This is a genomic window from Rhizobium sp. FG113, from assembly GCF_057809895.1.
Map to the genome: position 1 here is coordinate 301,306 of NZ_JBMDKV010000005.1, position 25,344 is coordinate 326,649.

Genomic DNA, 25,344 nt, shown 5'->3' on the forward strand with positions numbered 1-25,344 from the left:
TAAATACGACACGTCGCAATCGGATACCGCAATGCGGCGCAAACGCACTGAGGTCGCTTGTAAAACTCGGCTATTGGTGATTGGCTTGGGAACGTAAGACTGGGAGTCTATAAATGAAAACGACAAGCGCATTCAAACTGATCACTGCCACAGCCGTTGCTGCACTCTCTGTCGCAACCGCCGCATATTCCGCTGATCCCGCCAGCTGCTCCACCGTCCATCTGTCGGATGTGGGCTGGACCGATATCACCGCGACTACAGCAACCGCATCCGTGATCCTCAAGGGTCTCGGATACACCCCCGACGTGAAGGTTCTTTCCGTACCGGTCACCTACCAGTCGCTGAAGAACAAGGACATCGACATCTTCCTCGGCAACTGGATGCCGACGCAGGAAAAGGATGTTCGTCCCTTCATCGACGACAAGTCGGTCGAATCCTTCGGCCCGAACCTGACCGGCGCGAAATACACATTGGCGACCAACGCCAAGGGCGCCGAGCTCGGCATCAAGGACTTCAAGGACATCGCTGCCCACAAGGAAGACCTCGAAGGCAAGATCTACGGCATCGAGCCGGGCAATGACGGCAACCGTCTGGTCATGGGCATGATCGAGAAGGATACCTTCGGCATGAAGGGCATGGAGGTCGTCGAATCCTCCGAGCAGGGAATGCTGGCGCAGGTTGCCCGCGCCGAGAAGGCCGGCAAGCCGGTCGTCTTCCTCGGCTGGGCGCCGCATCCGATGAACGAAAACTTCAAGCTCACCTATCTCACGGGTGGCGACGACGTTTTCGGTCCTGACTTCGGCGGCGCCAAGGTGTTCACCAACGTTCGCGCCAATTACCTGACGGAATGCCCGAACGTCGGCACCATGCTCAAGAACATGGTCTTTTCTCTCCCGATGGAGAACCAGATCATGGGCAAGATCCTGAACGACGGCGACGAGCCGGAAAAGGCCGCGACGGAATGGCTGAAGGCCAATCCGACGGCAATCGAGCCGTGGCTCGCAGGCGTCAAGACGCTTGACGGCAGCGGCGACGGCGTTGCCGCCGTCAAGAAAAGCCTCGGCCTCTGATATCGAAAGGCGGGGTGGCTCTGACCACCCCGTTTTCGCTATCCTCGCCCCTCTCGTTGTTCTTTCTGGATAGGCACGCCCTTGAACTGGATCACCGACTTTAAAATTCCCATTGGTCCCTGGGCGAAAGCCTTCGTGGATTGGCTCACCTCCAATGCCGACTGGTTCTTCAACCAGCTTGCCTTCGTGCTGTCCCACGTCATCGACGGGATCCTGTTCGTCCTGCAGAAGCCGCACCCGCTGATCGTCGTGCTGGCGATCACCGCCATCGCCTACTGGCTGAGGCGCTCGCTCGTCGTCGCCGTCTTCACCTGTCTTGGGCTGCTGTTCATCATGAACCAGGGCTACTGGAAGGAAACGACCGCGACGCTGGCGCTGGTGCTCGCCTCCACCTTCGTCAGCATGATCGTCGGCATTCCCCTTGGCATCGCGGCTGCCCGCCGCCCCTGGGTGAACTCGCTGCTGCGGCCGATCCTCGACTTGATGCAGACCATTCCGACATTCGTCTATCTTATACCAGCGCTTATCCTTTTCGGCCTCGGCATGGTGCCCGGCCTGATCGCCACCGTGATCTTCGCCATCCCCGCCCCCATCCGCCTCACGCGCCTCGGCATCATCTCGACGCCGCCCTCGCTGGTCGAAGCCGCCGAATCCTTCGGCGCGACCCCGATGCAGGTGCTGCGCAAGGTCGAGCTTCCCTATGCCACGCCGCAGATCATGGCCGGCCTGACGCAGACGATCATGCTCTCGCTGTCGATGGTCGTCATCGCGGCACTCGTCGGCGCCGACGGCCTCGGCGTTCCCGTTGTGCGCGCGCTCAACACCGTCAACGTCGCCAAGGGCTTCGAGGCAGGTCTCTGCATCGTCATCCTGGCGATCATTCTCGACCGAATGTTCCGCGCGGCGGGTGAAGGAGACGGCGCATGACCGCGGTTCGCTTCGATAATGTCAGCATCGTCTTCGGCGACAAGCCGGAAGCTGCCCTCACCCTTGCCGACAAGGGCAAGACCCGCGACGAGATCGGCGCCGAAACCGGGCTCGTCCTCGGTGTCGCCGATGCCTCGCTGGAAATCCAGGAGGGCGAGATCCTCGTGCTCATGGGTCTGTCCGGCTCCGGCAAGTCGACGCTTCTGCGCGCCGTCAACGGGCTTGCCCCCGTCGTGCGCGGCGAGGTCACCGTCAACACCTCCTCGGGACCGGTCAATCCCTACAAGACCTCGGCCAAGGGCCTGCGGGACCTGCGCATGCACACCGTCTCGATGGTGTTCCAGCAGTTCGCGCTGCTCCCATGGCGCACCGTGGCCGACAATGTCGGCTTCGGTCTCGAACTCGCCGGCATGGCCGAGGGCGAGCGCAAGAAGCGCGTCGCCGAACAGCTCGAGCTGGTCAACCTCACCAAATGGGCCGACCGCAAGGTCAACGAGCTTTCCGGCGGCATGCAGCAGCGCGTCGGCCTTGCCCGCGCTTTTGCGACCGGCGCGCCGATCCTGCTGATGGACGAGCCGTTCTCGGCACTCGATCCGCTCATCCGCACCCGCCTGCAGGATGAACTGCTCGAGTTCCAGCGCCGCCTGAAGAAGACCATCCTCTTCGTCAGCCACGATCTTGACGAGGCCTTCCGCATCGGCAACCGCATCGCGATCATGGAGGGCGGACGCATCATCCAGTGCGGCACGCCGCAGGACATCGTCAAGAACCCGGCCGACCAGTATGTCGCCGATTTCGTCCAGCACATGAACCCGATCAGCATGCTGACCGCCCGCGACGTCATGCATGCGGGCCTCGGCGATGCAGCAAGCGGCGCCAGCGTCAGCGGCACGGCCAAGGCCGAGACCCCGCTGATCGACATTCTCGACGCGCTCTCCCGCCAGCCGGGCAGCATCGGCGTGGTCGAAAACGGCGCCATCATCGGCACGATTTCCGCCCAGGACGTCGTCGCCGGCCTGACGCAGCACAGGAAGAAAGAACAGGCTTGATCCAGCCGTCCGCTTGCGCCAGAAAAGTGGACATGAAAGATCAGGCTTCTGTTATCAGGGAAACGGACGAAGACGCGCGCAAGCTGGCGCGCACTCTTCTCCGTTCCGCCCGCTACGCCGCCATCGCGGTCCTCGACCCAAAGACCGGCTTCCCCTTCTCCAGCCGCGTGCTTCTCGGCACCGATTTCGATGGCGTTCCCGTCATTCTCGTCTCCGGCCTTTCGGCACACACCCGCGCGCTCGATGCCGATCCGCGTGCCTCGCTTCTGACCGGCGAGCCCGGCAAGGGCGACCCGCTGGCCCATGCGCGGCTGACGACTCAGTGCCTCGCGGCAGCCGTCGAGCGCGACAGCGCGGCCCACACACGCATTCGTGACCGTTTTCTGGCCCGCCATTCCAAGGCGAAACTCTACGTCGATTTCCCGGATTTCAGGTTTTTCCGGCTGATTCCCGAGAGCGCCAGCCTCAACGGCGGCTTCGGTCGCGCCTACATTTTGGGCGGAGAAGAGCTGATTATCCGCTCGGACGCCAACGAAGAGCTTGCGGAAAACGCTGCCGAGGTAGTGCAAGATTTGCTAGCCCTGGAGCCGGATTTGGCAAGGAAAACAGCGATCGCGCATAAAGCCCGTACGGGCACCAGATGGGCGATTTGTGGAGTCGATTGCGCCGGTTTTGATGTGATTTCGGGCGATTTGCTGCTGCGGCACGAGTTTGACACACCGATCAGCAGCCGCGTTGAACTTTATTCACATATATCTAACATGAAATACTCAATACCTGAAATTTAGCTATATACAATCTTGAACCCCTCTTGCTAGTTTTCACCGTCGGCAATTTCAGGCAGACGTTTTTTTGAATTCCGTTTCCATGGGAAGATGATTATGGACACAATAGATTTGACCGCTCACGCGAATGTTGCCGCCGCACTGTTGTCCGCAATGGCAAATCCCAAGAGACTTCTGATCCTCTGTAATCTGGTCAAGGGTGAAATCCCCGTTGGCGCGCTGGCCACCGAAGTCGGCCTCAGCCAGTCGGCTCTGTCGCAGCACCTCTCCAAGCTGCGCGCCCAGAAGCTGGTCAAGACCCGCCGCGACGCACAGACGATCTACTATTCCAGCACGTCCGATCAGGTCATTCGCATTCTCGAAACCCTGACCCAGATCTACGCCGAACCCGTCCGCGCCAAGTCCGCGGCCTGATATCCCATCACACCGTTTCCGGTCGCGTCTTTATGGAGCGGCTGACTATTTTTAGCACCATTTGATATTGATGGATCGGCGACCTCTGGTTTGCCGATCCTTTTTTGTGCGCTCACGCGACTGCGGCGTCGCAAGCCGCCGCTCAAGGCCGCAAAAACCTCATCACAGACCGGCGTGAACAAGAAAATCAGGACCTGAAACACGATATCGGTCTCCGCGGACCGAATTCTCTGAGAACGAAGGGCAGCCCTTCCAACCGGAGATCATTGAATGTTCACACGACTGATCGCGCTGACCCTGCTCGCCAGCCTGTCCACCTGCCCGGCCTTCGCCGCACCAGGCTTTCGCCAAGCCGCCATCGCGGCGACAGACGACAGCCCGCCCCTCTCCATCAGCCTTTGGTATCCCACGGCATCCACGGCCAAGCCGATAAGCCTTGGCGAGACACCGGCCTTCATCGGCCTCCCCGTCATCCGTGATGCGCAACCCACGTCCGCCCCGCACCCGCTGATTGTGCTCTCGCATGGCTATGGCGGCAGCTGGCGCAACCTCGCCTGGCTTGCAGGAGAGCTCGCCGGCAAGGGCTATGTCGTGGCGGCCCCCGATCATCCGGGCACGACCACCTTCGACATGCAATCATCAGACATCGTGGCGCTCTGGCAGCGCCCGCGCGACATCAGCCGGGTGATCGATACGCTTCTTGCAGACCCTGCCCTTGCAGGTTCGATATCGCCAGACCGCATCGGCGCCATCGGCCACTCCCTTGGCGGATGGACCGTGATGGAGCTCGGCGGCGGCCGGTTTGACGCGGAGGCGGTCATGAAAGACTGCCCTCGACTGTTCGGCCCCGTCTACTGCAGGACGTTCACCGCATTGGGCGTCGGCCGCGACGCGGCCTCCATGGCTGCCCTTGGCGCGGATCTTGGCGACGCCAGAATCAAGGCGATCGTCACGCTGGACCTCGGCCTCGGACGCGGCCTGACGTCGGAAAGCCTCGCTGCGGCAAAGGTTCCGGTCCTTGTCCTCGGCGCGGGCGAGAACGTCGATCCCGAGACTGCGGAGAAAGCCAGCATCGCCGCGACCAACAAGGACTCCTTCTACCTCGCCGAGCACCTACCGCCAACCACGACGCAATTCGCCCTGGTTCCAGGTGCCTTGCATTTCAGTTTCATGCAGCTTTGCAAGCCGGGCGCGGCAGCGCTCATCGAAGAAGAGGCACCTGGCGAGAGCATTGTCTGCCGGGATGCGCCTGGCGCCGATCGACAAGCGATCCATCGCGACGTGGGTGACAGAATAATGGTCTTTCTCGGGAGTGCGCTAACCGACCAATGACGCCGAGCAGCTTTGCCGAAAAATCACGGCTTTTCGCCCAAAAAGTCGTGATTTTCGGCGTCGCGGATATCGAATCCGTCACAATTCGCCATCGCCATTCTATCTTCTTGCTAAATCGACGCGAAATTCCTAATAAACTTGCCATGCGTCCTTCGAGCCAAACATGGCCGTTTGGCGCGTTTGCCGCGCGCAATCCGTCGTCTTTGGCGCATCCGGAAATGGATGTTTGTACGACCTGGATTGATCGCAGCGGCAGGACAGTCGCGGGTCGAAGACCCATCCAAGGAGAGACAAAATGACCCTGAAGACCCTGACGGCGGCGCTGGTTGCCTCCATTTCTTTCGCGCCGCTGGCGCATGCCGATATCACAATCGGCCTGATCGCACCGCTGACCGGCCCGGTTGCCGCTTACGGCGACCAGGTGAAGAACGGCGCCCAGACCGCCGTTGACGAAATCAACAAGGCCGGCGGCATCCTCGGCGAGAAGGTCGTGCTGAAGACCGCTGACGACGCCGGCGAACCCAAGCAGGGCGTTTCCGCCGCCAACCAGCTCGTCGGCGACGGCATCCGCTTCGTCGTCGGCCCGGTCACCTCGGGCGTCGCCATCCCGGCTTCCGACGTCTTCGCTGAAAACGGCGTGCTGATGGTCACCCCGACCGCGACCGCCCCTGATCTGACGAAGCGTGGCCTCGCCAACGTTCTGCGCACCTGCGGCCGCGACGACCAGCAGGCCGAAGTCGCCGCCAACTACGTCCTGAAGAACTTCAAGGACAAGCGCATCGCCATCATCAACGACAAGGGCGCTTACGGTAAGGGTCTAGCCGACAACTTCAAGGCGACGATCAACGCCGGCGGCATCAAGGAAGTTCTCGACGACGCGCTCTCGCCCGGCGACAAGGATTTCAGCGCGCTGACCACGCGTCTCAAGGCCGAGAAGGTCGACGTCGTCTATTTCGGCGGCTACCACCCGGAAGGCGGCCTGCTTGCACGCCAGCTGCATGACCTGCAGGTCAATGCCGTGATCATCGGCGGCGATGGCCTGTCGAACACCGAGTTCTGGAACATCGGCACGGATGCTGCCGCCGGCACCATCTTCACCAACGCCGTCGACGCCACCAAGAGCCCCGACTCCAAAGCCGCCGCCGACGCGCTGAAGGCCAAGGGCATCCCGGCCGAAGCCTTCACGCTGAACGCCTACGCCGCCGTCGAAGTCATCAAGGCCGGCATCGAAAAGGCGAAAAGTGCTGAAGATTCCGAAGCCGTCGCGACAGCGCTGAAGGCCGGCGAGCCGATCTCGACCGCCATCGGCAAGCTCACCTACGGCGAAACCGGTGACCTGACCTCGCAGAGCTTCTCCCTCTACAAGTGGGAAGCCGGCAAGATCGTCTCCGCCGAGTAATTCGGCTCGCCTCTGCGATCAAATACAGACCGGGCGCCCTCGCGGGCGCCCGGTTTTCGTTTGCGGATCATTCGAAATGGCCTTGGCCGCAGCCGGCCTCGATCAGGCCTGGAAGAATTTCAGGAGGTCGGCATTGATGATGTCGGCATGCGTGGTCGCCATGCCGTGCGGCAGGCCGTCATAAGTCTTCAGCGTGCCGTTCTTCAAAAGCTTGGCGGCAAGCAGTGCCGAATCGGCGATCGGCACGATCTGGTCGTCGGTGCCATGCATGACGAGAACCGGAACCTTGATCTTCTTGAGATCGTCGGTGAAATCGGTTTCGGAAAACACCTCGACGCAATCATACTGATCCTTGGCGCTTCCCATCATCCCCTGCCGCCACCAATTGTCGATCACGCCCTGCGAGACCTTGGCGCCCGGCCGGTTGAAGCCGTAGAACGGGCCTTCGGGGATGTCGCGATAGAATTGCGCGCGGTTGGCGGCAATTGACGTACGGAAGCCATCGAACACCTCAAGCGGCAGACCCCCGGGGTTCTTGTCGGACTTCAGCATGACAGGCGGGATCGCGCCGATCAGCACCGCCTTGGCAATCCGGCCACGGCTCTCGTAGTTGCCGACATAACGCGTGACTTCGCCGCCACCGGTCGAGTGGCCCACATGGATGGCATTCTTGAGATCCAGATGTTCGGCAAGCTCGGCGACATCGGCCGCGTAGGTATCCATGTCGTTGCCGTGGCCCGGCTGGCTGGAGCGGCCATGGCCGCGACGGTCATGGGCGATCACCCGATAGCCCTTGCCGAGGAAGTACAGCATCTGCGCATCCCAGTCGTCGGCGCTGAGCGGCCAGCCGTGATGGAACACGATCGGCTGACCGGTGCCCCAATCCTTGTAGAAGATCTGCGTGCCGTCCTTGGTGGTGATGTAGCTGCTGGTCATGGCGTTCTTGTCCTTACCTGTCGAATGAGCTGTCTTCTGGTTGGCGGCTGCGGAATGCTTGTGGCTCGCGGCTTCAGCCGAATTGGTGAAGGAGGCGGCAGCGGCCGTCGCGACGAGGCCGAGCCCTGCGACCATAACATGCCGTCTTGAGGCATTTTGGATGTCGTCAGTCATGTTCATCTCCATTTGTTTTCGCGATAATCGATATCGCGATAAACATATTCATAGCACCTCAGATTTTCTTGTCTACGAAAAAGATTATCGCGATATCATTTTTATGATAGCGGTAATCGAGCAGACATATGGAGCCTCGGCATGACCGACCAGATACACGCCTCCCATAAGCCCGAACCCGGCGCCACCACGCCGCCGCTGGACGACCAGCTGTGCTTCTCGCTCTATGCGGCAAGCCTCGCCATCAACCGCACCTACAAGCCGATGCTGGACGAGATGGGCATCACCTATCCGCAATATCTGGTGTTGAACGTGCTGGGCGAGCAGGATGGCGCCACGATCGGCGCCATCGCCGACCGGCTGTCGCTGGAATCGAGCACCATCACCCCGCCGGTCAAGCGCCTGGAGCAGGCAGGCCTCCTCGAACGTCGCCGCTCGACGCTCGACGAACGCCAGGTGAACGTCTTCCTGACCCAGACGGGCCGCGACATGCTCGCCCGCAGCAAATGCCTGGGCGACACGCTGCTCAGCCGTTCCGGCATGACCTTGACCGAGATCGAAGCCTTGAACCAGCAGATCCACACGCTGATCGGCGCCCTTGGCAAGACCGAATAGACGCAACCCTGCCCCACCCCGGAACGGGGCGACCCCTGCGACGGCATGGACCAGGACAAGACCGATCCGCGCCTTCCCATGCAGCGCCCGCCTCTCTAAAGTGGCCGCCAACACAAAATCGAACCAGAGAGTACCATGACCGAAAGACTAGAACGCCTCATCGACCAGGGAACCGGCCGCGAACCGGCCGATATCGTGCTCAAGGGCGGGCGGTTCTTTGATCTGGTGACGGGCGAACTGGTGCAATCCGATATCGCCATCTCCGGCGACACCATCGTCGGCACCTGCGGCGATTACAACGGCAAGACCGAGATCGACATATCCGGCAAGATCGTCGTGCCCGGCTTCATCGACACGCATCTGCACATCGAAAGCTCGCTCGTCACCCCCCACGAGTTCGACCGCTGCGTGCTCCCCTATGGCGTCACGACCGTGATCTGCGACCCGCACGAGATCGCCAACGTGCTCGGCGAAGAAGGCATCCGCTACTTCCTGGACTCTGCCGAACAAACCATCATGGACATCCGCGTCCAGCTCTCCTCCTGCGTCCCCGCCACGCATCTGGAAACCTCCGGCGCCGACCTGCCGATCGAAAAGCTCCTGCCCTTCCGCGACCACGAGAAGGTCATCGGCCTTGCCGAATTCATGAATTTCCCCGGCGTGATCCACAAGGATCCCGTCTGCATGGCCAAGCTTGCTGCCTTTCAAGGAGAGCACATCGACGGCCACGCCCCGCTTCTCTCGGGCAACGACCTCAACGGCTATCTCGCAGCCGGCATCCGCACCGAGCATGAATGCACCAGCGCCGAGGAAGCGCTGGAAAAGATCCGCAAGGGCATGCACATCCTGGTGCGCGAAGGCTCCGTCTCCAAGGATTTGCACGCGCTGATGTCGATCATCACCGAGCGCCTGTCGCCGCACCTGGCGCTTTGCACCGACGACCGCAACCCGCTCGACATCGCCGAGCAGGGCCATCTCGACTACATGATCCGCACCGCGATCAAGAACGGCGTCGAGCCGCTCGCCATCTACCGCGCCGCCTCGATCTCCGCCGCCCGTGCCTTCGGTCTAAGAGACCGTGGCCTCGTCGCCCCCGGCTGGCGCGCCGACCTCGCGATCCTCGACAGCCTGGAAAACTGCAAGGCCGAGTTGGTCTTCTCCGCCGGCCGCAAGGTCACCTCGGCGCTCTTCGAAACCCGCAAGCCCATCGCCCCCGTCGGCCTCGACAGCGTCAAGGCGCGAACGGTGAACGCCGCCCACTTCGGCGTGCCGGTTGCCGATGGCGAAACACCCGTCATCGGCGTCATGCCGGGCAAGATCATCACCGAACACCGCCGCTACCGCCTGCCCGTCAAGGGCAACCAGACGGCGGTCGATCTCGACAACGACATCATCAAGGTCGCCGTCATCGAGCGCCATGGCAAGAACGGCAACCACGCCAACGGCTTCGTCCAGGGCTTCGGCCTGAAGAAGGGCGCGATCGCCTCCACCGTCGGTCATGACAGCCACAACATCTGCGTCGTCGGCGTCTCGGAAGACGACATGGCGATGGCCGCCAACCGGCTCGGCGAAATCAAGGGCGGCTTCGTCGTCGTCGAGGACGGCAAGGTCACCGGCGAAATCCCGCTGCCGCTCGCCGGCCTGATGAGCCTCGAACCCTACGAGACCGTCCGCGACACGCTGCACGACCTCAGAAAAGCAGCCTACGCCCTCGGCACGACCCTCGAAGAACCCTTCCTCCAGGTCGCCTTCCTGCCGCTGCCCGTTATCCCGCATCTGAAGATATCGGACAGGGGCATGGTGGATGTCGATCAGTTCAAGCTGATCTGACATCCACGCGGAAAGAAGACCACCTTCCGGTTCAGGCGGCAGCCCGCACCGGCGTGTCGAGCCTTGACCAGATCCGCGCCACGGTTTCCGGCTCGCAATCGAGACCGAAGAGATCACGCAGGGAGGTCGCCAGCTCGTCGGCCGATCCGATCTGCAGGCTCTTCGTTCCCTGCGCGCCCGAGCGCCGGAGGCAACGGTTCATCAAGGCCACATCGGCATCCGGCAGGCGGATGCTCATCATCAGGTTGTCGCGGAACGGCAGCGCCGCCCAGACGGTGCAAAGCTGGTTGGCGCCTTCGAGATCGGCCTGCGTGAACGGGCTTTCATCGAAGCCGAACAGCGGGAACCACCCGTCCGGCCCCTGCCATTCCAGCACCAGCTCGGCGGTTGCCGTGTCGTCCCGCAGGCGGAAGGTCATGCCACCGATCAGCTGTTCGCCGGGCCGGATGGCAACCGGATCGCGCGGTCCCGGCCCGCCGAAGCCTGCATCCGCCAGCCACTCCTCGCCGCCGATGGTCACGATCCAGGCGAGATGCGCCCTGATGCCGCCGACCGGCGCTCCCATGCGCACCCGCCCGAGGATCGGCCGCGCCTCGAACCCGAGATGCTTCAGCGCCTCGCCGAACAGCCAGTTGAGCTGGAAGCAATATCCCCCGCGCTTCTTCTCGACGAGCTGCTTCCAGATATCGGCGGGCTGCAGGCTAGGAACCCGGCCAAGAAAAGGGTCGATGCTTTCGAATGCAATGGCGGCAAGCTGCGCCCGCTGCAGGGCGGTGAGCCCGGCCGGCGTGATGTCGATGTCCTTGAGGCCGATCCGCCTCGCATATTGGTCGAAGTCAAACATGTCCTGATCCCTCATCTGGTGTGACACCAAGCTTGTACCGTCGCCCATTTGCCGCCGCTCCCTAAAAGTTTGCTAACGGCGCAGCCCCTCGCTTATGCTGGCGGCGGGGACATCTGGGGATCGGTCGGGTGCGTTTCGATGAGGAAATCGCCGGTTTCATTGCCGGCCCTGTCATGATGATCGTCGGCACCAGCGATAGTGCCAACCAGCCCGATGTCGGCCGCGGCGTCGGCTGCCGCGTCCTGCCGAGTGGCGAAACCATCGAAGTCTTGATCTCCGGTTGGCAGTGGCCGGATACGCTCGCCAACATAATCGAGACCGGGCAAGCCGCCTTCACCTTCGTGCGCCCGTCCGATTATCGCTCGCTTCAGCTGAAGGGCAGCGCCAGCCTGCGCGCCGCCACCGAAGACGACCGCGTGCTCTGCGAGCGCTATATCGCCGGCGTCACCACAGCACTCGCCGAGCAGGGCGTCCCCTCGTCGATGATCGAGGTCTGGCTGACATCCCGCGATCTCGCCACCGCCATACTCGATGTCCGCACCATCTCCATCAAGACGCCCGGCAGCAGCGCCGGCGCGCTGATCGGAGCGCCCGCATGAAGGAGATCGCGCTGCGGCTACGCGATATGGAGACCTTCTTCGAGGGCATCGTCCCCTCGATCATCGCTACTTCCTCGGCGGACGGCATTCCCAATGTCTCCTACCTCTCGCATGTCGTGCTGGTGGACGACGAGCGCGTCGGCCTCTCCAACCAGTTTTTCAACACGACCATGGCAAATCTCGCGGAAAACCCGAAGGCAGCCATATTGCTGGTCGATGGCGCCCGTGGCGGCCAGTGCCGGTTGCGCGCCGTCTATGAGAAGACCGTCTTCGACGGTCCGCTGTTCAGCCGCGTTTCGACCCAACTCGATGCGACGAGCGCGCAGGTCGGCATGGCCGGCATCATGCGGCTTCGCGGCGTCGATATCTTCCGGGTGGTCGATATCACGATCTACCCCTCACCCGTAGATGCCCCGATCGAGCCGGTGGCGCGCGAGCCGCTGCTTGAGGCGACCGCCACCCTCGCCATGACACTCGCCCACCTTCCCGCGCAGATCGACACCGCCCTTGACGCGACGCTGGAATGGATGCGCGACACGCTTGAATGCGACCAGACCGTCGTGTTTCTCGCCGACGAAAACAGCGGCCAGCTCGCGACGGCGGGCAGCCTGGGCTACGAGCGGTCGGGCGTCGGCTCGGAGATCGCCTTCGGAGACGGCATCTTCGGCAGTGCGGCCCGTGAGCGGGATATCGTCAAGATCAGCGATCTCAGCCGGGCGCGACGCTACAGCGCCGCGGTCAAGGCATCGGCCGAGAATGAAAATCTGACCCGCACCATCGCCCCGCCGATGGATGCCGAGACCATGAGCCAAATTGCCGTGCCGATGATCTCAGGCGGTCACCTCATCGGCGTTCTCGGCGCCGAAAGCCGCCGAAGGCTTGCCTTTACGGCAGTGCGGGAGGCAGCGCTGACGCTTGCGGCCCAGCATCTGGCCGGTGTCATCGCCCTGTCGCAAGCATTGCCGGAAGACCAGAAGCCGGCGCCTTCAGGGCAGCCGCCGGGGAAGAACACCCACCGGATCGAAATCCGCTACTACGCCTTCGACGACAGCATCTTCATTGCCGACGAATACATCATCAAGGGCATTGCCGGCCGGCTGCTGAACCACATGCTGCGCGCCCATGTGGAGAGCGGCCGTACCGGTTTCACCAACCGCGAACTGCGCCTCTCCACATCGCTTAGGCTTCCCGAATTCAAGGACAACCTCGAGACCCGGCTTCTCCTCCTGCGCCGCCGCCTCGCCGACAAGACCTCGCCCATCCAGCTGGTGCCGACCGGGCGCGGACAATTCTCGCTGGCCTTCGACGGACAGCCTGTCTTCGTCGAGGAAACGACGATGGACGGCGATTAGCCAAGCCGCGCGCAGAACCCGTCCAACGCGTTCAACATCACCACACCCTTTTCGATGCGCGAAACGAAGCCCGGCATTTCCACCGGAGATACCCTCTCAAAGCCCGCAGGCAAACCGAACAACGCCGGCTCCCGTGTCAGGTTGAACACAAACAGCAGCGTCTCGCCCTCTTTCTTTCGCGTAAACACCAGCAGATCCTGGTTCGTGTCGAGGAAGGTCATCGCCCCGTCGATCAGCGCCGGATGCTTTTTGCGGAAGGCCAGCGTGTCGCGGTAGTGGGTGAGCACCGAATGCGCATCGCCCTCCTGCACATCGACGGAAAGTGCCGCCTGCTCATAGGGCACCGGCAGCCAGGATTTTTCGGCCGTGGTGAAGCCGGCATGCGCCTTGGCTGCTTCCCAGGGCATCGGCGTGCGGCATCCGTCGCGGCCCTTGAAGGCCGGCCAGAAGCGGATGCCGTAGGGGTCGCGCAGGTCCTCGAAGGCGAGATCGGCTTCCGGCAGGCCAAGTTCCTCGCCCTGGTAGAGGCAGATCGAGCCGCGCAGTGCGGAAAGCACCGAGATCGCCAGCTTGGCGACCACGGGCCGCTCTTCAACCGTCTTGGCGAAACGGCTGAGATGGCGGTTGACGTCGTGGTTGGAGAAGGCCCAGCAGACCCACCCATCGGCCACGGATTTCTGGAAGGCATCGACGCAGTTGCGGATATGGGCCGCGGTGAACTCCGGTCCCAGGAGGTCGAAGGTGTAGCACATGTGCAGCTTGTCGCCGCCCGTCGTATAGGCCGCGACCGTCTTCAGCGAGCGCGCCCCGTCGCCCACCTCGCCGACCGTCGTGCGCCCCTCATAGCGGTCGAGCAGCGCGCGAAAACGCTGCAGGAAGCCGATATTTTCCGGCTGCGTCTTGTCGTAGAGATGGTTCTGCATGCCATAGGGGTTGGTATCCGGCGCATCCAGCCCGCCATCGCTGACATCAGGCTCGTGCGGAGGGTTGTCGCGCAGGAGCTTGTCGCAAAAGTAGTAATTGACCGTATCCAGCCGGAAGCCATCGACCCCGCGATCGAGCCAGAATTTTACCGTCTTCAGAAGCGCGTCCTGCACATCCTCATTGTGGAAGTTGAGATCCGGCTGCGAGGTGAGGAAATTGTGCTGGTAATACTGCCGGCGCACGCCGTCCCACTCCCAGCCCGGCCCACCGAAGATCGACAGCCAGTTGTTCGGCGCCGTCCCATCCGGCTTCGGGTCGGCCCAGACATACCAGTCCGCCTTGTCGTTGGTGCGGCTGGAGCGGCTTTCGACGAACCAGGGGTGCACATCAGCGGTATGCGAGATCACCTGGTCGATGATCACCTTCAGCCCCAGCGCATGCGCGGCCACCATCATCTCGTCGAAATCGGCGATCGTCCCGAAAATCGGGTCGACGTCGCAATAATCGGAAACGTCGTAGCCCATGTCGGCCATCGGCGACTTGAAGAAGGGCGAGAGCCAGATCGCGTCGACGCCGAGGCTGGCGATATAGGGCAGACGCCTGGTGATCCCCTTGAGGTCGCCGAGCCCGTCGCCATTCGTATCCTGAAACGATCTCGGATAGACCTGATAGACAACAGCACCCCGCCACCAGTCCGCATTCCCGCCCGTCCGAACCACCATCTGTCGCATATCCTCGCCATGTTCCTGTCCATGCCGAGACTAAAGCGCAGAAAGTAAAAGACAACCGCGCTCACGTCTTTTTGCGCGCCAGTTGCAAAGACACCGGCCAGCCCGCCGGCATCCCGCGAGCCGGACATCGCGATATCCGGCCAATCCGCGCTTGTCAGCGTCGCGCGCGGCGCGTATCAGCGAACACGCAACATCTGGGAGGCAGGCAGTGGGCGGACGTTTTCTATCGATCGGGGAATGCATGGTGGAGCTGTCGCAGGCCGGCGCCGGGCTGCTGCGCAAGGGCTTTGCCGGCGATACGCTGAACACCGCCTGGTACGCCCGCGCCTGCCTTCCTCAGGATTGGTCGGTCGACTACTGCACCGCGCTCGGCGACGACGCCATGTCCGACGAGATGGTGGCCTTCTTCAAAGAAGCCGGCATCGGCACGGAGAGCATTCGCCGCATCAAGGGCAAGGCGCCCGGCCTCTACATGATCAGCCTGAAGGACGGCGAACGCTCCTTCAGCTACTGGCGCGACAGCTCCGCCGCCCGCCAGCTCGCCGCCGATGCCGACTTCCTGCGCCAGGCGATCGAAGGCGCCGACGTCGTGTATTTCTCCGGCATCACGCTGGCGATACTCTCGCGCGACGACGCCGACACGCTGCTGTCGGAAGCACGCCGCGCCAAGGCATCCGGCAAGCTCGTCGCCTTCGACCCCAACATCCGCCCGCGCCTGTGGTCGGGCTATGACGAGATGCACGCCACCATCAGCGAAGGCGCGCGCGCCGCATCGATGGTGCTGCCGAGCTTCGAGGACGAGGCCCTGCACTTCGGCGACGTCTCGATCGAAGCGACCATCCACCGCTACCGCGCGCTTGGCGTCCGCGATGTCGTCGTCAAGAACGGCGCCGACGGCATAACGCTCGATTTCGACGGCGAAGAGACCTTCGTGCCCTCAGAGCGGGTGGAGCAGGTCGTCGACACGACAAGCGCCGGCGACAGCTTCAACGGCGCCTTCATCGCCCACTATCTCGAAACCCAGGACGCCCCCGCATCCGCCCGCTTCGCCGCCAAGGTCGCGGCGCGCGTTGTCAGCGAGCATGGGGCGCTGGTGGCGAAGGATAAGCTTGGGGTTTGAGTGGGGATGTCGGCTAAAGCAACGTGAGAACCCGCATTATCGCCTCTACTATTCTCGCTGCCGCATCGCTGACCCGCGCCCAATCTTCAAGTTCCTTTCTTATTTCGTCCAGTTTGGTCTTCCCCCACAGCATCGCGGCAGTCTGAGGCACGTACTGTGATGAACTATGTTCAAGAGCTTTCGCCGTCAGTTCATTCAGCTCTGCTTTGAATATATCGCTGAGATCGGCAAACCGCTTTTGATCTTTATGGGACGTAGACTTTATGCTCGCGGTCGTGGCCGCCAGCATGGCCTGCTCGATACGTTCATATGCATTTCGGTATGTGACCATCCCTACCCCCTATCGCCGAGAAACGGCTCGACTGCCGCCTGCAGCTCTTTTGCTGCTGCTATGAACTGTTCAAGGTTCTCGGGATCTGGCGTACCGTCCGCCAGCGTCTTGTGAGCCGCAACGAGCTTGTCGAGAAGCACTTCGTAGCTGGGCCGATCAGTCGACGAACGCGGCACGAGCGCGGCCACCGCAGCCTGCATATCGCCACGATCTTTCAGGAAGTCATGATAGGCCGCGTATCGCTCGCGGCCGCTCGAGCGCGATTGGATTGCATCAAGCGAGGCATTTTGCCATAGCGCCCAGTCGAGATATGACGAGCGGGCATTTCTGGCCATGAAACGGAAATCCTCAGCAAGAAGCACACGTCCTTTGACGATCGAGGGATGCGCCTGTGCAGCAATGTGCTGGATCCTCCGATACGCAACCTCCGTGATGGCCTTGTGCGCGAGCAAGCTAATTCCGCTTGAGACGGCATCGAAGTTCGTTCTTTCAGTCAACTTCGGCGCGACGGTAGTCGCCGCCGTTTGCAGATTGCTGAGCGACGTATCGAGCTGGTCTCCCGCTACGCCCGCAGCCGCTTTCGCGAGAGATTGACCATAGTCGGAAAGCGCCTGCGCGAAGGCGATCCGCTGGTTCCATTGTCTGTCTACGTGAGCTTGAGAAGGCGCAGCTTTGGGCGGAAAAGCGTATGCCCTGTTGCCGTTGGTGAATAGATATGCCTCCTTCTCGACGTCGCGCTTATCTCCCATCGCCTGATTTATCGTACCGGCATCCCGCGCCGCCTGCGCAACCGCCGCCGTCGCCACGCCAAACTTCTGAATATCAGTCGCATCCACACTGGCGCAGCCGGCCAAAGCCGTGGCCGCCAGCAACGCCAGCACCCGCAATCGTTTCAACATGGATTGTTCCCCTAACTGCAGCTAGGGATAGCACATTGCCGATTGCAAACAACAAACCAAACACAACCCAAGATCACGGCCCAAGTTGCATCAGGCTGTACCGCCCGTCTGTAATATTTCCATCATCGACAGCAGCGAGAATAAGAGCGCGGGAATCGATTATCCGGCGCCCGCCCGGAGCTGTGCGCCGATGGCGCGGATGGAAGTCGGATCATGTTGCAACGCCTGCAAAATGCCAGCGATGGCGATAACGTCGCCGCTTTGCCGATGGGCAAGCCGGAGCGGCTGGTCATCGTCACGGATGCCTGGCATCCGCAGGTCAACGGCGTCGTCCGCTCGATCGAAAACACCAACCGTGAGCTCGCCAAGATCGGCGTCGAGGTGGCGATGGTGACGCCGCAGGGGTTCCGCAACATCCCCTGCCCCACCTATCCCGAAATCCGTCTGTCGATCGCCCGCTACCGCAGCGTCGCCCGCGAAATCGCCAAGCACAAGCCGTCCTACGTCCATATCGCCACCGAGGGGCCGCTGGGGCTGACGGCGCGGCGCTGGTGCCTGAAGAACCGCATGCCGTTCTCCACCAGCTACCACACCCGCTTTCCCGAATATGTCGCGGCGCGGCTCCCCATTCCGAAGAGCTGGCTCTACGCCTTCGTCAAGTGGTTCCACAATTCCGGCGCCGGCTGCATGGTGGCGACGCCCTCTTTGGCGCGCGAGCTTTCCGAAAAGGGCATCCGTAACCTGATGCCCTGGACGCGCGGCATCGACGCCAACCAGTTCCACCCGGCCGAGCTAGAGGAAAAGCCCTTCGGCCTTGCCCGCCCGATCTTCATGACGGTCGGTCGGGTGGCGCTGGAAAAGAACCTGCCGGCCTTTCTCGATCTTGATCTGCCCGGCTCCAAGGTGGTCGTCGGCGATGGCCCGGCTCGCGCCGAGCTCGAGAAGCGCTATCCGGATGTGAATTTCACTGGCCTCAAGGTCGGCCCGGAACTGGCGGCGATCTACGCCCAGGCCGATGTCTTCGTCTTCCCGTCGCTGACCGATACCTTCGGCAACACCATTCTCGAGGCGCTTGCCTCGGGCGTCCCCGTCGCCGCCTACCCGGTCACCGGCCCGCTCGATATCATCGGCGAGGATAGCGAGGTCGGCGCGCTCGACGACGACCTGCGTATCGCCTGCCTCGCGGCGCTCTCCGCCTCGCGGCAAAAGGCCCGCGAACTCGCCGTCCAATATTCCTGGGAAGCGGCGACGCTGCAGTTCATCACCAACATCCGCGCCGCCAACGGGGTGATCACCCCGAAGTGGAAGAAAGCCTGGCAATACGCCGCCAAGTCCCTGCCGCGCAACAAGCGCCTCGGCGATGGGGATGCGGCGACGATGGTGTAAACCCTACTCCGCAGCCCCCACCACCTGTCGCCCCCTCTCCCCCGGCAGCGGCGGAAACGCCAGCGCGATCGCGGCCGCGCCCAGCCCCACCAGCGCCGAGCCGATGAACAGCCAGGAGTAATTGGCGAAGTGATCGAAGATCCAGCCGCCGATCAGCGGGCCGAAGGCCATGCCGAGGCTGGAGAGCATGGTAGCGGCGCCGAAGACGGTCCCGATGATCCTCTGGCCGAAATATTCCCGCGCCAGCACTGCGTAAAGCGGCATGACGCCACCGTAGGCGCTGCCGAAGATCATCGCCAGCGCGTAGAATTCTCCGAGCCGGCTGACGAAGAGATAGCCCATCAGCGCAATTGCCTGGATGAGCAGCCCGCCGACAATCACGGGCTTGACACCGACGCGATCCGCAAGCGAGCCGTAGATCAACCGGCCGCCCAGCCCCGCCAGTCCCTCGACGCTGTAGATGCTGACGGCCGCCATCGGCGCCACGCCGCAGATCGTCGCGTAGCTCACCATATGAAAGATCGGCCCGGAATGGGCGGCGCAGCAAGCGAAGAAGGTCAGCCCGAGCACGATGAACTGCGGCGAGCGGAACACGTCGGAGAGCCGTGCATTCCCCCGCTCCGCCGGCAATGAGCCGGTGGCGGTCGCGCCACCAACCGGCGCTGCGCAAATCTCATCGTCAGCGCTTTCGGGCGCGCGCCGCACCAGGAGTGCGGCCGGAAGCAACAGCACCCAGGCGCCGATGCCGATGATCAGCATGGCGGTGCGCCAGTCATAGGCCGAGATCAGGAAGCGGGCGAAGGGCGAGATGGTCATCGGCGCCACGCCCATGCCGGCCGAGACCAGCGAGACGGCAAGCCCGCGATGCTCGTCGAACCATGCAGTGGTCGCCGCGATCATCGGTGCGAAGAAGGTGCTGGCGGCGATGCCGACAAGGATGCCGTAGGTCAGCTGGAATTGCAGGAGCGTCACCGCCCGGCTGGAAAGAACCAACGCCAGCCCGAGCAGCGCGGCGCCGACAAGCACCACGGCGCGCGGCCCGAAGCGATCACTTGCGGCCCCCCAGACGAAGCCGCCGTTGCCCATGACGATGAAATTGAGCGTCATCGCGCTGGCGATGCCGATATGCGACCAGCCGGTGTCGAGCGCGATCGGCTCCTGGAAGATCGCCAGCGAAAACATCGCCCCGAGCGCGACGCAGGTCATCAGCGCCCCCGCTGCCACGATCACCCACCGATAGGACCCTTGATGCGAATGGCTCATCATCGTGCACCTCCCTGTGCGAACCGATCCGGCGCGGATGCCCTATAAAAGACGATCCGTGCCCTCCCCATCAAGACGTCCGACATCGGCCGCATCCGACAGCCTGTCACATAATTTTCAAGAATTGCCCGCCCGGCGCGCAGCCCCGGCAGCCTTTATACCAAAAATGGTCATACATATTAAATCAGGATTATTAGACAAACACAGGTCGGCGTGAGATTCTTTGCATGTAGAATCAGGGCGCAACATGGCTGACGAACGTTATCTATATGATTCGAAGTCGCACAAGGCGGTCATGTACCAGGCCGGCGAACACCTGTTTTCGCTATCCGGAAGTAAAGCCGAGCACTGGATATCAGGAGACTATATTTTTTCCATGGAGACCCAGGCGATAAGCTTCTGGATTCTTGGAAACGACGTCTATGGCCATGTCGGCAACGGCGAATTGACCCGCGAGCCGGTTTATTACTTCGACGGCTGAGACAGCCCATCTTCATCGCTAAGGAAGCGGGCGCAGCCTTGGCTGCACCCGACATATCACTTGGCCAGCTACCAGGCGAAGCTGCTACTTCGCCGGCTGCGGCTTGCGTCGTCCGCCGCTCTTGGATTCGTACGGATTGTCCTTCTCGCGATACATGATCCGGATCGGCACGCCGGGCATGTTGAAATCCGTGCGCAGGCTGTTGACCAGATAGCGCGTGTAGGATTCCGGCAGCGCGTCGGCGCGGGTGCAGGAGATCATGAAGGCCGGCGGACGGGCCTTGACCTGGGTCATGTATTTCAGCTTCAGGCGGCGGCCGGAGACGGCCGGTGGCGGATGCTGCGTCGTGATCGAATCCAACCAGCGGTTCAGCTTGGCGGTCGAGATGCGGCGGTTCCACGTCATGTCCGTATCGATGATCGACTGCATCAGCTTGTCGAGGCCGCGGCCGGTCTGGCCCGAGATCGGCACGGCGCGTATGCCGCGCGCCTGCGGCAACAGCCGCTCGGTCTTCTCGCGCAGGTCCGCCAGAAGCGCCTGCGGCTCGTCGATCAGGTCCCACTTGTTGAAGGCGAGAACCGCGGCGCGTCCCTCGCGAACCACGAGGTCGACCAACTGCAGGTCCTGCTTCTCGAAGGGAATGGTCGCGTCGAAGACGATGACCACGGTCTCGGCGAAGCGGATGGAGCGCAAGGAATCGGCGACCGACAGCTTCTCGAGCTTCTCGGTCACGCGCGCCTTGCGGCGCATACCCGCCGTATCGAACATCTTGATGGTGCGGCCGTTCCAGTCCCATTCGACGGAAATGCTGTCGCGGGTAATGCCGGCCTCGGGGCCGGTCAGCAACCGGTCCTCGCCGAGGAAGCGGTTGATCAGTGTCGACTTGCCGGCATTCGGGCGGCCGATGATCGCCACGCGCAGCGGCTTGGTGTCGTCATATTCGGGCTCGTAGTCTTCGTCCTCTTCCATCTCGTGAGGAAGATTGACGTTGGTCTCGGCTATGTCTTCCTTCGGCGGATAGGCGCGATCCTCGCCGACCGCTTCGACGATCGCGTCGCGCAGGTCGAGCATGCCCTGCCCGTGTTCGGCAGAAATCGGCACCGGTTCGCCGAGCCCGAGCGTATAGGCATCGTAGAAGCCGCCGTCCGAGCCCTTGGCTTCCGACTTGTTGGCGACGAGCACGACCGGCTTGCCGCGACGGCGCAGCATCTCGGCCAGTTCCTTGTCGACCGGCGTCAGGCCGAACTTGGCATCGACCACGAAGAGCGAGATATCGGCCTCGTCGATCGCCGCTTCCGTCTGGGCGCGCATGCGGCCCTGCAGGCTCTCGGCCTCGGCCTTTTCGAGACCAGCGGTATCGATGATGGTGAAGGTCAGCCCCATCAGGCGCGCGTCGCCGGGGCGGCGGTCGCGGGTGACGCCGGGCGTGTCGTCGACAAGCGCCAGCTTCTTTCCGACCAGCCGGTTGAAAAGCGTCGACTTGCCGACATTCGGGCGACCGACGATCGCGACCGTAAAGCTCATTGAAATACCCTAAACTCAGCCCTGTGCGGCGGGCGCCTTGCCGGATGCGGTGATGTTATCAAGCATCATCTGGGCGCGATTGGCAACATTGCGCGGTGACTGCGCATCGTCGGCGATCGCCTGGTACCACTGGCGGGCCTGAGCCATGTTGCCGGCCTTGTAGGCGGCAAGGCCGAGCGCTTCGCGAGCGGAGTGGCGGAATGCGTTGGTCGGAACAGCCATTTCCTCGACCTGGGCCGAGACCTGCTCATAGGTGCCGTTTTCGATCAGGAGCCATGCGGCGCGCATCTTGGCGGCATCGCGGATCGGCGCCGGCGCCTTCTGATCCTTGCCGATCACGTCGAAGGCGGCGATGGCGCCCGTGGCGTCACCCTTCTGGGCAAGCACGGAGGCAGCGCGCAGACGGGCCAGGATCGGATAGTCGCCGTGACCTTCCTTCTCGAGCTTCTCGAGCGCGGTCAGCGCCTCGTCGCTCTTGTTCTCGTCGGCAAGCTTCATGGCGGCGATGAACTGGTCGCCGGTGCCGGACGACTGGTTGTTATCCCAATACTGGAACACCTTGTAGCCGACCGTGCCGAGAACGATGAGGACGGCCAGCACGATCAGGTAGCGGCCGAAACGCTGCCACGCACCCTTCATCTGGTCCGAACGCAGTTCCTCATTGACCTCACGAATGAAGCTATCGTCGTTGAATGCCATTCTCGTCTCCGGCAGCGGATATGCAAAATCATGCGGGTTGCACGCACATTGTCGGGCCTTCTACCCCATTTTGCATCCGTTGTAAGGGGGATGTGAAAGAATCGTTACATCACAAGCGGAGAAACGCCGATCACCAGTTCGTGCAGCTTGAACAGGATGACCGCCCAAAGCACCGCGCCGATGACGACGGCACAGAGGTCATACTTGGCCGAGACGAACACCGGCAACGTGATTTCCCCATTGCGCAGCCGCTGCTTCATCGAGATCCGGAGCAGCACCGCCCAGGCAAGAAACGCCACGAACAGCACGATCGCCTCCGGCTCGCCATTGGCCAGAAGATGCGACAGCGCCCAGATCTTGATCGCCACCAGAAGCGGAAACTTCAGCTTGGCGCGGATATGCCCGGCGGGCAGGAAGCCCGCCACCAGACAGATCATCGCGATCAGCATCAGGGTCAGCGTGATATGCGCCATCCAGATCGGCGGATTGTAGAGCGTGCCATACATGCCGCGCGCCTGATCGAAGGCGTAGGCGAGGAACAGCAGCGTCACGATGCTGAGGATGCCGTGGACGGCGCCCCAGACCGGCTTGCCGAGCTTGTCGATCATCGACCGGCGGAAATCCGGAACGACGACGCGGATCAGGTGAAGGCCGATAAAGAGGATGAGGCTCAAGATGAGAAGCTGCATCGCTAAATTCCTGTTTTGACTATGAGACAGGCTTATCGTCGTGAGCAGGAAAATGCCAGCGGCACCGCAGCTTCGCCTCAATTCTGTAACAGAAAAGCCCGAAACAAATTGTCGCGGTGCCCATGTCTACTTTGATGTCTGGTTTTATCTCTCGTTCCTGTCTTTCCCTTTCGCTCGCCCTCTCGCTGCTGGCGCCGGCCATTGCCCCGGCGCTCGCCCAGACCGCCGACGGCGCCGCAAACGCCACCCCGGCGACCAAGCCGAAGCAGCTGGTGATGATCTCCTTCGACGGCGCCCACGACAATGCGCTGTGGCAGAAGAGCCGCGAGATGGCGGCGAAGAACGGCGCGCATTTCACCTATTTCCTCTCCTGCACCTTCCTGATGAACAAGGAGATGAAGAAGGCCTATCAGGCACCGCACCAGAAGCCCGGCCGCTCCAACATCGGCTTTGCCCAGAGCGACGACGAGATCCGCGAGCGCCTCGGTAACATCTGGCACGCCCATCTCGAAGGCCACGACATCTCCAGCCACGCCTGCGGCCATTTCGACGGCCGCCAGTGGAGCGAGGCCGACTGGTCGGACGAATACGCCACCTTCCACCGGACGCTGAAGAATGCCTGGAAGGGCGTCGATCTGGAAGAGCCGAAGGGCTGGCAGGATCTCGTCGACCATGGCATCCATGGTTTTCGCGCGCCCTATCTTTCGGCCACCGCTGGCTCGGACATGATCGCCGCCGAAAAGAAGGCCGGCTTCACCTATGACGCCAGCCTCGTCACCAAGGGTCCGGCCATGCCAGTCGAGGAAGGCGGCATCATCCGCTTCGGCCTGCCCTTGATCCCCGAGGGCCCGCGCGACCGCCCGATCGTCGGCATGGACTACAACCTCTTCGTCCGCCACTCCAAGGGCGAGGAAGACAAGGCCGACAGCAAGGAATTCGAAGACCGCGCCTACAGAGCGTTCAAAAGCGCCTTCGACAAGCAATACGCAGGCGACCGCATTCCGCTGCAGCTCGGCTTCCACTTCGTCGAGATGAACGGCGGCGCCTACTGGCGGGCACTCGACCGGCTGGTGAGCGATGTCTGCCGTAGGGCTGATGTGGCCTGTGTGAGCTATTCGGAGGCGATCCCTGTGATCAAGGCCCGCGGCAAGCTGCAGGGGACGCCGGCTTCGGGGTTGTGATTTCTGCCTTGCGTGCGATCTCGGTGAACGCCATCTGACGCTCGCGCTGGCCTGCCGGCGAGCGTTTTACCGTGTGATACCCCCCTCTGCCCTGCCGGGCATCTCCCCCACAAGTGGGGAGATTGGCTAGGGGCGACCGCTCGCTCCACGCTCATTGTTCGGCTGGGCGCACGCCACGAGTCGATCTCCCCCCCTTGTGGGGGAGATGTCCGGCAGGACAGAGGAGGGTATGGCTCAGCACTAACACCAGCCGAAGCAACCTGCACAACAAGCCGCCCATACCACCACCCCACCTCACGGGCACAACCACCCACCCCACAAAACAAATCCCTCAACCCGCTCAACACCCTACCCCCAACCCCGCACATTTCTCATCCCCACCCCGCACCACTCCGCCATACTCCCCTCGTCACCGCACTGGGAGCCGGGTCGCGAACCGGATGCTCAGCCGCTCGAAATCCGGCGTGTGGTGATGGTTGCCAAGGGGATTAGACGCCGTCAGGGCCGATGATCCACCGGCAAGACCGATCCGAGAGACGCTCCTGTCGGGTCGGGCGAACCGGAAACCGAGATGATCGGGCAGGCGGAAAGCCTGACAACCAATACCACCGACCACAACCCGCCTGCCCTTCCCGCTTTATGACGCTGACCGTCGCGAGGTTTTGCTTCGCGCGCGGTTTTGGCGTGCGTGGTGGGTGGGATTGCGTGGGGTGTCGCATGACGGTTGGCGTTGTGCCGTGTGATACCCCCCTCTGCCCTGCCGGGCATCTCCCCCACAGGTGGGGAGATT

General features: G+C 62.5%; 25 protein-coding genes. 16 read left to right on the forward strand and 9 right to left on the reverse strand.

Features of this window, described 5'->3' with window-relative positions:
- Positions 1-113: 113 nt before the first annotated feature.
- From ACODTZ_RS16240 to ACODTZ_RS16275, 8 genes are all read left to right on the forward strand, one after another.
- Positions 114-1,070 (forward strand): choline ABC transporter substrate-binding protein, encoded by a 957-nt coding sequence (locus ACODTZ_RS16240; RefSeq protein WP_047506214.1) that lies wholly within the window; start codon positions 114-116, stop codon positions 1,068-1,070.
- A gap of 81 nt (positions 1,071-1,151) precedes the next feature.
- The gene (choW, locus tag ACODTZ_RS16245; RefSeq protein ID WP_489026783.1) at positions 1,152-1,997 is read left to right on the forward strand and encodes a choline ABC transporter permease subunit; all 846 of its coding nucleotides are present in this window, start codon (positions 1,152-1,154) and stop codon (positions 1,995-1,997) included.
- Entirely contained in the window at positions 1,994-3,046 is a 1,053-nt protein-coding gene (choV, locus tag ACODTZ_RS16250) for a choline ABC transporter ATP-binding protein (RefSeq protein WP_111562916.1), read from the forward strand. The genes choW and choV overlap by 4 nt, the downstream gene beginning before the upstream one ends.
- A 32-nt stretch (positions 3,047-3,078) precedes the next feature.
- Entirely contained in the window at positions 3,079-3,834 is a 756-nt protein-coding gene (locus ACODTZ_RS16255) for a HugZ family pyridoxamine 5'-phosphate oxidase (protein ID WP_489026784.1), read from the forward strand.
- Between the two features lie 93 nt (positions 3,835-3,927).
- The gene (locus ACODTZ_RS16260; RefSeq protein WP_018897310.1) at positions 3,928-4,245 is read left to right on the forward strand and encodes an ArsR/SmtB family transcription factor; all 318 of its coding nucleotides are present in this window, start codon (positions 3,928-3,930) and stop codon (positions 4,243-4,245) included.
- A gap of 270 nt (positions 4,246-4,515) precedes the next feature.
- Positions 4,516-5,577, forward strand: coding sequence for an alpha/beta hydrolase family protein (locus tag ACODTZ_RS16265; protein ID WP_489026785.1), 1,062 nt, complete (start codon positions 4,516-4,518; stop codon positions 5,575-5,577).
- Positions 5,574-5,876, forward strand: coding sequence for a hypothetical protein (locus ACODTZ_RS16270; RefSeq protein WP_489026786.1), 303 nt, complete (start codon positions 5,574-5,576; stop codon positions 5,874-5,876). The genes ACODTZ_RS16265 and ACODTZ_RS16270 overlap by 4 nt, the downstream gene beginning before the upstream one ends.
- Positions 5,873-6,976: a branched-chain amino acid ABC transporter substrate-binding protein gene (locus ACODTZ_RS16275; protein WP_489026787.1), complete on the forward strand. Its 1,104-nt coding sequence runs from the start codon at positions 5,873-5,875 to the stop codon at positions 6,974-6,976. The genes ACODTZ_RS16270 and ACODTZ_RS16275 overlap by 4 nt, the downstream gene beginning before the upstream one ends.
- A 102-nt stretch (positions 6,977-7,078) precedes the next feature.
- On the opposite strand, the gene ACODTZ_RS16280 is transcribed toward ACODTZ_RS16275, so the two are convergent.
- Entirely contained in the window at positions 7,079-7,912 is an 834-nt protein-coding gene (locus ACODTZ_RS16280; protein WP_113010331.1) for an alpha/beta fold hydrolase, read from the reverse strand.
- Positions 7,913-8,227: 315 nt separating this feature from the next.
- On the opposite strand from ACODTZ_RS16280, the gene ACODTZ_RS16285 reads away from it, so the two are divergent.
- Together ACODTZ_RS16285 and ade are read left to right on the forward strand one after the other, a co-directional pair.
- Positions 8,228-8,701 (forward strand): MarR family winged helix-turn-helix transcriptional regulator, encoded by a 474-nt coding sequence (locus tag ACODTZ_RS16285; protein WP_489026788.1) that lies wholly within the window; start codon positions 8,228-8,230, stop codon positions 8,699-8,701.
- Between the two features lie 135 nt (positions 8,702-8,836).
- Positions 8,837-10,531 carry an adenine deaminase gene (gene ade, locus ACODTZ_RS16290; protein WP_489026789.1) on the forward strand — a complete coding sequence of 565 codons (1,695 nt, stop codon included), beginning with the start codon at positions 8,837-8,839 and terminating at the stop codon, positions 10,529-10,531.
- A 31-nt stretch (positions 10,532-10,562) separates the two neighbouring features.
- On the opposite strand, the gene ACODTZ_RS16295 is transcribed toward ade, so the two are convergent.
- Positions 10,563-11,375 (reverse strand): arylamine N-acetyltransferase family protein, encoded by an 813-nt coding sequence (locus tag ACODTZ_RS16295; protein ID WP_489026790.1) that lies wholly within the window; start codon positions 11,373-11,375, stop codon positions 10,563-10,565.
- 128 nt (positions 11,376-11,503) lie between these two features.
- On the opposite strand from ACODTZ_RS16295, the gene ACODTZ_RS16300 reads away from it, so the two are divergent.
- Positions 11,504-11,974, forward strand: a complete 471-nt coding sequence (locus tag ACODTZ_RS16300) for a pyridoxamine 5'-phosphate oxidase family protein (RefSeq protein WP_489026791.1) — start codon at positions 11,504-11,506, stop codon at positions 11,972-11,974.
- Positions 11,971-13,326, forward strand: a complete 1,356-nt coding sequence (locus ACODTZ_RS16305; RefSeq protein WP_489026792.1) for a GAF domain-containing protein — start codon at positions 11,971-11,973, stop codon at positions 13,324-13,326. Before ACODTZ_RS16300 ends, ACODTZ_RS16305 begins: the two co-directional genes overlap by 4 nt.
- Here the strand turns inward: ACODTZ_RS16305 and bglA are convergent.
- Positions 13,323-14,972: a beta-galactosidase BglA gene (gene bglA / locus ACODTZ_RS16310; protein ID WP_489026793.1), complete on the reverse strand. Its 1,650-nt coding sequence runs from the start codon at positions 14,970-14,972 to the stop codon at positions 13,323-13,325. The two genes, ACODTZ_RS16305 and bglA, sit on opposite strands and share 4 nt — an antisense overlap.
- A gap of 217 nt (positions 14,973-15,189) precedes the next feature.
- Here bglA and ACODTZ_RS16315 point away from each other — a divergent pair, with 217 nt between their 5' ends.
- Positions 15,190-16,101 carry a sugar kinase gene (locus ACODTZ_RS16315; RefSeq protein WP_489026794.1) on the forward strand — a complete coding sequence of 304 codons (912 nt, stop codon included), beginning with the start codon at positions 15,190-15,192 and terminating at the stop codon, positions 16,099-16,101.
- Between the two features lie 13 nt (positions 16,102-16,114).
- Here ACODTZ_RS16315 and ACODTZ_RS16320 read toward each other — a convergent pair whose 3' ends face one another.
- Together ACODTZ_RS16320 and ACODTZ_RS16325 are read right to left on the reverse strand one after the other, a co-directional pair.
- Positions 16,115-16,432 carry a hypothetical protein gene (locus ACODTZ_RS16320; protein WP_489026795.1) on the reverse strand — a complete coding sequence of 106 codons (318 nt, stop codon included), beginning with the start codon at positions 16,430-16,432 and terminating at the stop codon, positions 16,115-16,117.
- A 2-nt stretch (positions 16,433-16,434) separates the two neighbouring features.
- Complete coding sequence (locus ACODTZ_RS16325; protein ID WP_489026796.1) at positions 16,435-17,331, reverse strand: hypothetical protein; 897 nt, start codon at positions 17,329-17,331, stop codon at positions 16,435-16,437.
- A gap of 213 nt (positions 17,332-17,544) precedes the next feature.
- Here ACODTZ_RS16325 and ACODTZ_RS16330 point away from each other — a divergent pair, with 213 nt between their 5' ends.
- Complete coding sequence (locus tag ACODTZ_RS16330; protein WP_489026797.1) at positions 17,545-18,717, forward strand: glycosyltransferase family 4 protein; 1,173 nt, start codon at positions 17,545-17,547, stop codon at positions 18,715-18,717.
- Between the two features lie 3 nt (positions 18,718-18,720).
- Here ACODTZ_RS16330 and ACODTZ_RS16335 read toward each other — a convergent pair whose 3' ends face one another.
- Positions 18,721-19,983 carry an MFS transporter gene (locus ACODTZ_RS16335; protein WP_489026798.1) on the reverse strand — a complete coding sequence of 421 codons (1,263 nt, stop codon included), beginning with the start codon at positions 19,981-19,983 and terminating at the stop codon, positions 18,721-18,723.
- A 244-nt stretch (positions 19,984-20,227) separates the two neighbouring features.
- On the opposite strand from ACODTZ_RS16335, the gene ACODTZ_RS16340 reads away from it, so the two are divergent.
- A complete protein-coding gene (locus tag ACODTZ_RS16340) occupies positions 20,228-20,461 on the forward strand; it encodes a hypothetical protein (RefSeq protein WP_209191243.1) in 234 nt (77 codons plus the stop codon).
- Positions 20,462-20,545: 84 nt separating this feature from the next.
- Here the strand turns inward: ACODTZ_RS16340 and der are convergent, their stop codons facing one another.
- From der to ACODTZ_RS16355, 3 genes are all read right to left on the reverse strand, one after another.
- On the reverse strand, positions 20,546-21,985 hold the full coding sequence (der, locus tag ACODTZ_RS16345; RefSeq protein WP_047506246.1) for a ribosome biogenesis GTPase Der: 1,440 nt from the start codon (positions 21,983-21,985) through the stop codon (positions 20,546-20,548).
- Positions 21,986-22,000: 15 nt separating this feature from the next.
- The gene (locus ACODTZ_RS16350; protein WP_113237259.1) at positions 22,001-22,684 is read right to left on the reverse strand and encodes a tetratricopeptide repeat protein; all 684 of its coding nucleotides are present in this window, start codon (positions 22,682-22,684) and stop codon (positions 22,001-22,003) included.
- Between the two features lie 104 nt (positions 22,685-22,788).
- The gene (locus ACODTZ_RS16355; RefSeq protein WP_489026799.1) at positions 22,789-23,373 is read right to left on the reverse strand and encodes an NnrU family protein; all 585 of its coding nucleotides are present in this window, start codon (positions 23,371-23,373) and stop codon (positions 22,789-22,791) included.
- A 134-nt stretch (positions 23,374-23,507) separates the two neighbouring features.
- On the opposite strand from ACODTZ_RS16355, the gene ACODTZ_RS16360 reads away from it, so the two are divergent.
- Positions 23,508-24,554 (forward strand): polysaccharide deacetylase family protein, encoded by a 1,047-nt coding sequence (locus ACODTZ_RS16360; protein ID WP_489026800.1) that lies wholly within the window; start codon positions 23,508-23,510, stop codon positions 24,552-24,554.
- The last annotated feature ends 790 nt before the right edge of the window (positions 24,555-25,344 follow it).

Coding starts and splice junctions, on each gene's coding strand:
- ACODTZ_RS16240 (WP_047506214.1), top strand. CDS start 114: ATGAAAACGACAAGCGCATTCAAACTGATCACTGCCACAGCCGTTGCT.
- choV (WP_111562916.1), top strand. CDS start 1,994: ATGACCGCGGTTCGCTTCGATAATGTCAGCATCGTCTTCGGCGACAAG.
- ACODTZ_RS16255 (WP_489026784.1), top strand. CDS start 3,079: ATGAAAGATCAGGCTTCTGTTATCAGGGAAACGGACGAAGACGCGCGC.
- ACODTZ_RS16260 (WP_018897310.1), top strand. CDS start 3,928: ATGGACACAATAGATTTGACCGCTCACGCGAATGTTGCCGCCGCACTG.
- ACODTZ_RS16265 (WP_489026785.1), top strand. CDS start 4,516: ATGTTCACACGACTGATCGCGCTGACCCTGCTCGCCAGCCTGTCCACC.
- ACODTZ_RS16270 (WP_489026786.1), top strand. CDS start 5,574: ATGACGCCGAGCAGCTTTGCCGAAAAATCACGGCTTTTCGCCCAAAAA.
- ACODTZ_RS16275 (WP_489026787.1), top strand. CDS start 5,873: ATGACCCTGAAGACCCTGACGGCGGCGCTGGTTGCCTCCATTTCTTTC.
- ACODTZ_RS16280 (WP_113010331.1), bottom strand. CDS start 7,912: ATGACCAGCAGCTACATCACCACCAAGGACGGCACGCAGATCTTCTAC.
- ACODTZ_RS16285 (WP_489026788.1), top strand. CDS start 8,228: ATGACCGACCAGATACACGCCTCCCATAAGCCCGAACCCGGCGCCACC.
- ade (WP_489026789.1), top strand. CDS start 8,837: ATGACCGAAAGACTAGAACGCCTCATCGACCAGGGAACCGGCCGCGAA.
- ACODTZ_RS16295 (WP_489026790.1), bottom strand. CDS start 11,375: ATGTTTGACTTCGACCAATATGCGAGGCGGATCGGCCTCAAGGACATC.
- ACODTZ_RS16305 (WP_489026792.1), top strand. CDS start 11,971: ATGAAGGAGATCGCGCTGCGGCTACGCGATATGGAGACCTTCTTCGAG.
- bglA (WP_489026793.1), bottom strand. CDS start 14,972: ATGGTGGTTCGGACGGGCGGGAATGCGGACTGGTGGCGGGGTGCTGTT.
- ACODTZ_RS16320 (WP_489026795.1), bottom strand. CDS start 16,432: ATGGTCACATACCGAAATGCATATGAACGTATCGAGCAGGCCATGCTG.
- ACODTZ_RS16325 (WP_489026796.1), bottom strand. CDS start 17,331: ATGTTGAAACGATTGCGGGTGCTGGCGTTGCTGGCGGCCACGGCTTTG.
- ACODTZ_RS16330 (WP_489026797.1), top strand. CDS start 17,545: ATGTTGCAACGCCTGCAAAATGCCAGCGATGGCGATAACGTCGCCGCT.
- ACODTZ_RS16335 (WP_489026798.1), bottom strand. CDS start 19,983: ATGATGAGCCATTCGCATCAAGGGTCCTATCGGTGGGTGATCGTGGCA.
- ACODTZ_RS16340 (WP_209191243.1), top strand. CDS start 20,228: ATGGCTGACGAACGTTATCTATATGATTCGAAGTCGCACAAGGCGGTC.
- der (WP_047506246.1), bottom strand. CDS start 21,985: ATGAGCTTTACGGTCGCGATCGTCGGTCGCCCGAATGTCGGCAAGTCG.
- ACODTZ_RS16350 (WP_113237259.1), bottom strand. CDS start 22,684: ATGGCATTCAACGACGATAGCTTCATTCGTGAGGTCAATGAGGAACTG.
- ACODTZ_RS16355 (WP_489026799.1), bottom strand. CDS start 23,373: ATGCAGCTTCTCATCTTGAGCCTCATCCTCTTTATCGGCCTTCACCTG.
- ACODTZ_RS16360 (WP_489026800.1), top strand. CDS start 23,508: ATGTCTGGTTTTATCTCTCGTTCCTGTCTTTCCCTTTCGCTCGCCCTC.